Here is a 6483-nt window from a genome sequence, read left to right as displayed (position 1 = left end):
ACCGAAGCGCTCTAAGCCCTTGAGGCGATGGTGGGTGCGACAGGGATTGAACCTGTGACCCTTGCCGTGTGAAGGCAATGCTCTACCGCTGAGCTACGCACCCGGACCGCTCGGGAGGCGGTTGATAGGGGCATCGCCCGCCGCTGGCAAGAGCTTATGCGGTGGGATTCACTCGGCCCTGATGCCGGCCTCCGCCACCACCGCCGCGTAGCGCGCCACCTCGGCCGCGACGAAGCGCCGGGACTCTGCCATGTCGGCGCCGATCAGGCTGAACCCAAGCTCCCCCGCCTTCCGCACCACCGCCGGGTCGGCCACCGCCCGGCGGATCGCCGCCGCGATCGCCTCCGCCAGCGGCTCGGCGATACCGGCCGGCGCCTGGATCGCCGTCCAGCTTGTGATGCGCAGCGCCGGCAGCCCCGCCTCGGCGGTGGTCGGCACATCCGGCAGCAGCGGGTGCCGCGCCGCATCCGTCACGGCGAGCGCCCGGAGCCGCCCCGCCTGCACCTGAGTGATGACCTCCGGCAGGTTGCCGACGATCAGGTCGAGATTCCCCGCGACGAGATCCGTCACCGCCGGCGCCCCGCCCCGATAGGGGACATGCTCCAGCCGCTCCGCCGCCCCCGCCGCGCGGCGGAACATCTCCAGTCCCAGATGCGGCGGCGAGCCGGTGCCGGAGGAGCCGCCGTTCAGCCGCCTCTGCCGCGCCGCCGCCGCCAGCTCGCCGAGCGAGCGCCACGGGCTCTCCGCCCGCACGACGACGACCAGCGGCAGCGCGCCGAGCAGGGTCAGCGTCTTCAGGTCGCGCGTGAAGTCATACGGCGCCTGCGGGAAGAGCGAGGCATTCACCGCATGGGTGAGGGTGATGGCGAGCAGCGTATGCCCGTCCGGCGCCGCCTTCGCCACCGCATCGGCGCCGATCATCGCATTGCCGCCCGCGCGGTTCTCGACCAGCACCGGCTTGCCCCAGTCCTCCGCCAGCCGCTGCGCGACCAGCCGGGAGATGAGGTCGGTCTGCCCCGCCGGAGTGAAGGGCACGACAAGCCGCACCGGATGATCCGGGAAGCTCCCCGGCTGCGCCTGTGCTGCAAGCGGGGCGAGGGCGGCGAGCAGCGCCGCGCGGCGCGAGAGATCAGGCACGTCCCACTCCCCGGACGGTGGCGAAGCTGCCGGTAAAGCCCGTCAGCTCCTGCCGATGCAGGAAGCTCGGCCTGAGCTGCCCAAGTAGGCCATAGGGCAGGCCTTCGAAGGCCTGGCGCTGTCTCCCGGCGCCGATGCGCCGCAGCCCCTCCGCCATCTGAGGGTGGCTGCGGGGCTGCGCATCGTGGAACCTGCCGAAGACCGTCAGCCCATGGCTGCGCGCAGCAGAGACCGAGGACCGGATCGGGTCGAGCACGCCGGGATCGGATTGCGGCACGGGTTTCAGCACGCGATGGGCATCCTTGGGTTCCGCTCCGGCGGGTCGCGCAGCATGCCGCAGCCTCGCCGGTCCGGAAGCAGACCCGATCCGACCACGCCTGTCAAAGAAAAACTTTTATTTTTCGTTATATGCAGATTCTTAACTAAGCTTATTAGTGAAAACGGTCACGCCAGCCCGTTCCTGATATGCGTGCGGTAAGGCACACGCTCCGAAAGCCGCGCGTAATAGGCATCGAGCGCCGGCAGCGCCGGCCGCCCGATGCCTCGCATCGCAAACCACCGATGCACCAGGAACCCCGCCGGGACATCCGCGAGCGTGAAGCCCTCACCCGCCAGGTAGGGGCCGCCGGCCTCCAGCGCCGCCGCGACCTGCCGCATCCCCTCGGCATACTCGGCCCGCCCGCGCGCCACCGCCCAGGGCTCGCTCCAGGGCGCCAGCCCCAGCTCGCCCCCGAGATAGGCCCCCTTCATCGCCAGCGTCATGTCATAGGCAACCCAGTCCATCCATTGCTCGACCAGCGCCCGCGCCGCCGGCGCCTCCGGCAGCAGATGCACCGCACCTTCCCGCGCAGCGAGGTAGCGCAGGATCACATGCGACTCCCGCAGCACCACCGCGCCGTCTACCAGCCCATCGTCGATAAGCACTGGCACCGTGCCGAGCGGGTTGAGCGCCCGGAAGGCGGGGTCATCCGTCGCCCGATGCCCGCGCCCCCATTCCTCCTGCTCGAAGGCCAGGCCCAGCTCCCCCAGCAGCCACAGGACCTTCCGCACGTTGTAGGCATTGGACCTGCCCAGCAGTTTCAGCATGGCGCGCCGCCCCCTTCCGGCCTTGCGTCGAGGCTTTGCCATTCGCACCTGATCCGCAACAGCGAAAGGCCCCCGCGATGAGCCAGCGGCAATTGAAGCTCGGCGCCTTCATGCGCCCGGTCAGCATCCATACCGGCGCCTGGCGCTATCCCGGCGCCTTCCCCGACGCCAACTTCAACTTCCAGCACTACAAGCGCTTCATCCAGACGCTGGAGCGCGGCCGGTTCGACGCCTTCTTCATGGCCGACCACCTGGCGCTGCTCAACATGCCGATCGAGGCGCTGAAGCGCAGCCACACCGTCAGCAGCTTCGACCCGCTGACCCTGCTGCCCGCGCTCGCCGCGGTGACGGAGCATATCGGCCTCATCGCCACCGCCTCGACGACCTATAACGAGCCCTACCACATCGCCCGCAAATTCGCCTCGCTCGACCATATCAGCGGCGGCAGGGCAGGGTGGAACCTCGTCACCACCTCCAACCCCGACGCGGCGCTCAATTTCGGCCAGGACGAGCACATGGCCCATGGCGAGCGCTACCAGCGGGCGCGCGAGTTCTACGACGTCGTCACCGGCCTCTGGGACGGCTGGGCCGACGACGCGCTGATCCGCGACGTCGACAGCGGCATCTTCTTCGACCCGGCGCGGGTGAGACCGCTCGACCATGTGGGGCCCGAGTTCAAGGTCCGCGGTCCCCTCAACGTGGCCCGTCCCATCCAGGGTTGGCCCGTCATCGTCCAGGCCGGCGCCTCCGAGGCCGGCAAGCAGGTCGCCGCCGAGACCGCCGAGGCCGTCTTCGCGGGCGTCGCCACCCTCGCCGACGGCCAGCGCCTCTATGCCGACATCAAGTCCCGGATGCCCGCCCTCGGCCGCGACCCGGAGCACCTGAAGCTCCTCCCCGGCTGCTTCGTCGTGGTCGGCGACACGGTGGAGGAGGCGCGGGCGAAGCGCGCCCATCTCGACAGCCTGGTGCATTACGACAGCGCCATCGCCTCCCTCTCCATCGCCCTCGGCACCGATGCGTCCAAATTCGATCCGGACGCCCCGCTGCCCCCCATCCCCGACACCAATGCCAGCAAGAGCGGCCGCGAGCGCACCATCGCCCTCGCCGAGCGCGAGGGCCTCACCGTCCGCCAGCTCGCCCAGCGCCTCGGCGGTTATGCCGGCCTCGCCATGGTCGGCACGCCGCGGACCGTCGCCGACGAGATGGAGGCCTGGCTGGAGGGGCGCGCCGCGGACGGCTTCAACATCATGTTCCCCTGGCTGCCCGGCGGGCTCGACGACTTCGTCGATCGCGTGGTGCCGGAGCTGCAGGGCCGCGGCCTTTTCCGCCGGGAGTACGAGGGCCGGACGCTGCGCGAGAATCTCGGCCTCCCCCGCCCGCCGAACCGCCTCTTCCCGGAGGGTTGAGGCGCGCGGGCGGCGGCCCATATCCTCCGGCATGGGACGCATGCTGCCCCTCGCCCTCGCCCTCGCCCTGCTCCCCGCTGCCGCGCGGGCCGAGCCGCTGGTTGCCCGCTACGAGGTCAATGCCGCCGGCCTCACCGTGATGAAGGTCGAGGCCCTGCTCGACCTCGACGGCCCGAACTACCTGGTCCGCACCCGCACCCAGATGAACGGGATGGTCGGGTTCTTCACGCGCGGCGATCAGGTGACCTCCGCCGAGGGCGCCTGGCGCGGCACGGAGCCGGTGCCCGTCCGCTACCGCGTCAACGGCACCTGGCGCGGAGACCAGCGCGTGGTGGTGATGGACTACACACCCGCCGGCATGCCCGTCCTCCGCGCCATCGAGCCCCCGAACACCGAGCGAGAGCCCGTCCCCGCCGCCCTCCAGGCCGGCACCATCGACGCGCTATCGGCCCTGGCCAAGCTTACCCGCGTGGTGACGCAGACCCGCCGCTGCGACACCAATGCCCGGGTCTTCGACGGCCGCCGCCGCGCCGACTACACGGTGCAGACCGCCGGCCAGGGCGTGCTTCCGGCCGAGGGCGGCTTCGGCGGCCCTGCTATCAAGTGCGTCTTCGAGGGCCGGCTGGTCGCCGGCCGGCTCGACGACCAGGATGCCGGGGAGGCCCGCCGCCCGCAGACGGCCGATATCTGGCTCGGCCAGCCCCTGCCGGGCCGTGGCCCGCTGCCCGTCCGCATCGAGCTGACGACCCGCTGGTTCGGCACCGTCCGCGCCGTGCTGGTGAGCGTCGAGCCCGCCGGCTCAGCCCCGACCATGGCCCAGCAGCGCCGGTAGCAGCGCCTCGGGCCGGCCGATCACCGCCGCTGCCCCCTCCGCCATCTCCGGCGTCCCATAGCCCCATCCGGCGAACAGGCAGGGCACCTCCGCCCCCCTGGCCGCCAGCACGTCGTTCCGATGGTCGCCGATCATCACCGCGCGCGACACCTCGCCCCCCGCCGCCCGCAGCGTCGCCAGCAGGTGGCCGGGGTCCGGCTTCCGCACGGGGAAGCTGTCGCCCCCGCCCACGGCCGCGAAGCGCCCGCCGATGCCGAGCGCTCCGAGCAGCGCCGCCGTCGCCCTGGCCGGCTTGTTGGTGCAGATCGCCATCCGCCACCCCGCCGCCTCCAGCCCCGCCAGCACCTCGGCGATGCCGGGGAAGAGCGCCGTCTCCTCCGCCGCCCGCGCCGTGTAATCCGCGCTGAACCCCTCCAGCGCCGCTTGGTCGAAGGCCAGGCCCCGCGCCGCCAGCGCCCGCTCCACCAGCACCCGCACGCCGTCGCCGATCATCGCCGTCACCTCGGCCCGGGCGAAGCCCGGACGGCCGAGCCGGGCCATCAGCCGGTCGAGCGCGGCATGGATATCGGGCACGCTGTCCACGAGCGTGCCATCGAGGTCGAAGAGGGCGACGGAGACGGTCATGACCCAGCCTCGCCCGCCCGGTCATATCCGGCAATCCATCTTGACGCGCATGGGGCTTGCCCCGGCCACCCCTCCGCGACTACCCCATTGCCATGCCCGCTGCCATCATCCTCGCTGCCGGCCTCGGCACCCGCATGCGGAGCGCGCTGCCCAAGGCGCTGCACCCCATCGCCGGCCGGCCGATGCTCAATCACCTCGTCGCCGCCTGCGAGCCGGTCTTCGACCGCATCGTGGTGGTGGTGGGCCCAGGCATGCCCGGGCTCGAAGCCGCCGCCCGCCCCCATGCGACGGTGGTGCAGGCCGAACGCCTGGGCACCGGCCACGCCGCCGCCCAGGCCGCCCCCCTGCTGCGCGACTACCCCGGCGACGTCGCCGTTCTCTATGCCGACAACCCCCTGATCCCGACCGACACCCTGCGCCGCCTGCTCGCCCGCCGTGCGGAAGCCGGCCTCGCCCTCCTGGCGATGCGCCCCGCCGATGCCGCCCGCTACGGCCGCGTCGTGACCGATGAGGCGGGCGCGGTGCTCCGTGTCGTCGAATGGGCCGATGCGACCGCGGCCGAACGCGCCATCCCCCTCTGCAATGCCGGCGTCGTCTGCGCCCCCGCCGCCGATCTCTTCCGCTGGCTCGCCGCCATCCGCGCCGAGAATGCCAAGGGCGAATACTACCTCCCCGACGTCGTGGCGCTGGCCGTCGCCGAAGGCCGCCGGGTGCTGGCCGAGGAGGCCGCCGAGGCCGACCTCGCCGGCGCCAACAGCCGCGCCGAGCTGGCCGGGCTGGAGGCGCAGATGCAGTCCCGCCTCCGCGCCGCCGCCATGGCCGGCGGGGCGACGCTCACCGCCCCGGAGACCGTCTTCCTCTCCTGGGACACGGCGCTCGGCCAGGACGTGACGATCGGCCCCCATGTCGTCCTCGGCCCCGGCGTCACGGTGGAGGACGAGGTGGAGATCCGCCCATTCAGCCACCTCGAGTCCTGCCTTGTCCGGCGCGGCGCCATCATCGGCCCCTATGCCCGCCTGCGGCCGGGGACCGAGGTCGGGGAAGGGGCCCATGTCGGCAATTTCGTCGAGCTGAAGGCGGCGCTGCTTGGGCCGGGCGCCAAGGCCAACCACCTGACCTATCTCGGCGACGCGACCATTGGCGCCGGCAGCAACATCGGCGCCGGCACCATCACCTGCAATTACGATGGCGTGCACAAGCACCGCACCGAGATCGGTGCCGGCGCCTTCATCGGCAGCGACACGGCGCTCGTCGCGCCCGTCCGCATCGGCGACCGTGCGCTGGTCGCCGCCGGCAGCGTCATCACCGAGGACGTGCCGGACGACGCCATGGGCATCGCCCGCGGGCGGCAGGCGGTGAAGCCCGGGCGTGGCTTCAAAGGGAAGAAGGGGCGCTAGC

At 72.1% G+C, this 6483-nt stretch carries 7 protein-coding genes and 1 tRNA gene; 3 read left to right on the top strand and 5 right to left on the bottom strand.

What is annotated here, in order from left to right; translation table 11 throughout:
• Positions 1-28: 28 nt before the first annotated feature.
• The 4 genes from JMJ56_RS28735 to JMJ56_RS28720 form a co-directional block, all read right to left on the bottom strand.
• Positions 29-103, bottom strand: a tRNA-Val gene (locus JMJ56_RS28735).
• A 65-nt stretch (positions 104-168) separates the two neighbouring features.
• Positions 169-1137, bottom strand: a complete 969-nt coding sequence (locus tag JMJ56_RS28730; RefSeq protein ID WP_202835183.1) for a tripartite tricarboxylate transporter substrate-binding protein — start codon at positions 1135-1137, stop codon at positions 169-171.
• Positions 1130-1426 (bottom strand): hypothetical protein, encoded by a 297-nt coding sequence (locus tag JMJ56_RS28725; RefSeq protein WP_202835182.1) that lies wholly within the window; start codon positions 1424-1426, stop codon positions 1130-1132. The genes JMJ56_RS28730 and JMJ56_RS28725 overlap by 8 nt, the downstream gene beginning before the upstream one ends.
• Positions 1427-1581: 155 nt before the next feature.
• Positions 1582-2223: a glutathione S-transferase family protein gene (locus JMJ56_RS28720; RefSeq protein ID WP_202835181.1), complete on the bottom strand. Its 642-nt coding sequence runs from the start codon at positions 2221-2223 to the stop codon at positions 1582-1584.
• A gap of 77 nt (positions 2224-2300) precedes the next feature.
• On the opposite strand from JMJ56_RS28720, the gene JMJ56_RS28715 reads away from it, so the two are divergent.
• Positions 2301-3629 carry an LLM class flavin-dependent oxidoreductase gene (locus JMJ56_RS28715; protein ID WP_202835180.1) on the top strand — a complete coding sequence of 443 codons (1329 nt, stop codon included), beginning with the start codon at positions 2301-2303 and terminating at the stop codon, positions 3627-3629.
• Between the two features lie 40 nt (positions 3630-3669).
• The gene (locus JMJ56_RS28710; RefSeq protein ID WP_202835179.1) at positions 3670-4461 is read left to right on the top strand and encodes a DUF3108 domain-containing protein; all 792 of its coding nucleotides are present in this window, start codon (positions 3670-3672) and stop codon (positions 4459-4461) included.
• Here JMJ56_RS28710 and JMJ56_RS28705 read toward each other — a convergent pair.
• Positions 4429-5085 (bottom strand): HAD-IA family hydrolase, encoded by a 657-nt coding sequence (locus JMJ56_RS28705; RefSeq protein WP_202835178.1) that lies wholly within the window; start codon positions 5083-5085, stop codon positions 4429-4431. The two genes, JMJ56_RS28710 and JMJ56_RS28705, sit on opposite strands and share 33 nt — an antisense overlap.
• Positions 5086-5177: 92 nt before the next feature.
• Between JMJ56_RS28705 and glmU the strand changes: the two genes are divergently transcribed.
• Positions 5178-6482, top strand: a complete 1305-nt coding sequence (glmU, locus tag JMJ56_RS28700; RefSeq protein ID WP_202835185.1) for a bifunctional UDP-N-acetylglucosamine diphosphorylase/glucosamine-1-phosphate N-acetyltransferase GlmU — start codon at positions 5178-5180, stop codon at positions 6480-6482.
• The last annotated feature ends 1 nt before the right edge of the window (position 6483 follow it).

Source organism: Belnapia arida (assembly GCF_016773205.1).
GTDB classification, from domain to species: Bacteria; Pseudomonadota; Alphaproteobacteria; order Acetobacterales; family Acetobacteraceae; genus Belnapia; species Belnapia arida.
The sequence above is the reverse complement of the archived record's forward strand: the minus strand, read 5'-3'. Positions and strand labels throughout refer to the sequence as shown.

What these genes read in the sequence shown, in the direction of transcription:
- JMJ56_RS28720 (WP_202835181.1), bottom strand. Translation starts at nt 2,223, where the DNA reads ATGCTGAAACTGCTGGGCAGGTCCAATGCCTACAACGTGCGGAAGGTC.
- JMJ56_RS28715 (WP_202835180.1), top strand. Translation starts at nt 2,301, where the DNA reads ATGAGCCAGCGGCAATTGAAGCTCGGCGCCTTCATGCGCCCGGTCAGC.
- JMJ56_RS28710 (WP_202835179.1), top strand. Translation starts at nt 3,670, where the DNA reads ATGCTGCCCCTCGCCCTCGCCCTCGCCCTGCTCCCCGCTGCCGCGCGG.
- JMJ56_RS28705 (WP_202835178.1), bottom strand. Translation starts at nt 5,085, where the DNA reads ATGACCGTCTCCGTCGCCCTCTTCGACCTCGATGGCACGCTCGTGGAC.
- glmU (WP_202835185.1), top strand. Translation starts at nt 5,178, where the DNA reads ATGCCCGCTGCCATCATCCTCGCTGCCGGCCTCGGCACCCGCATGCGG.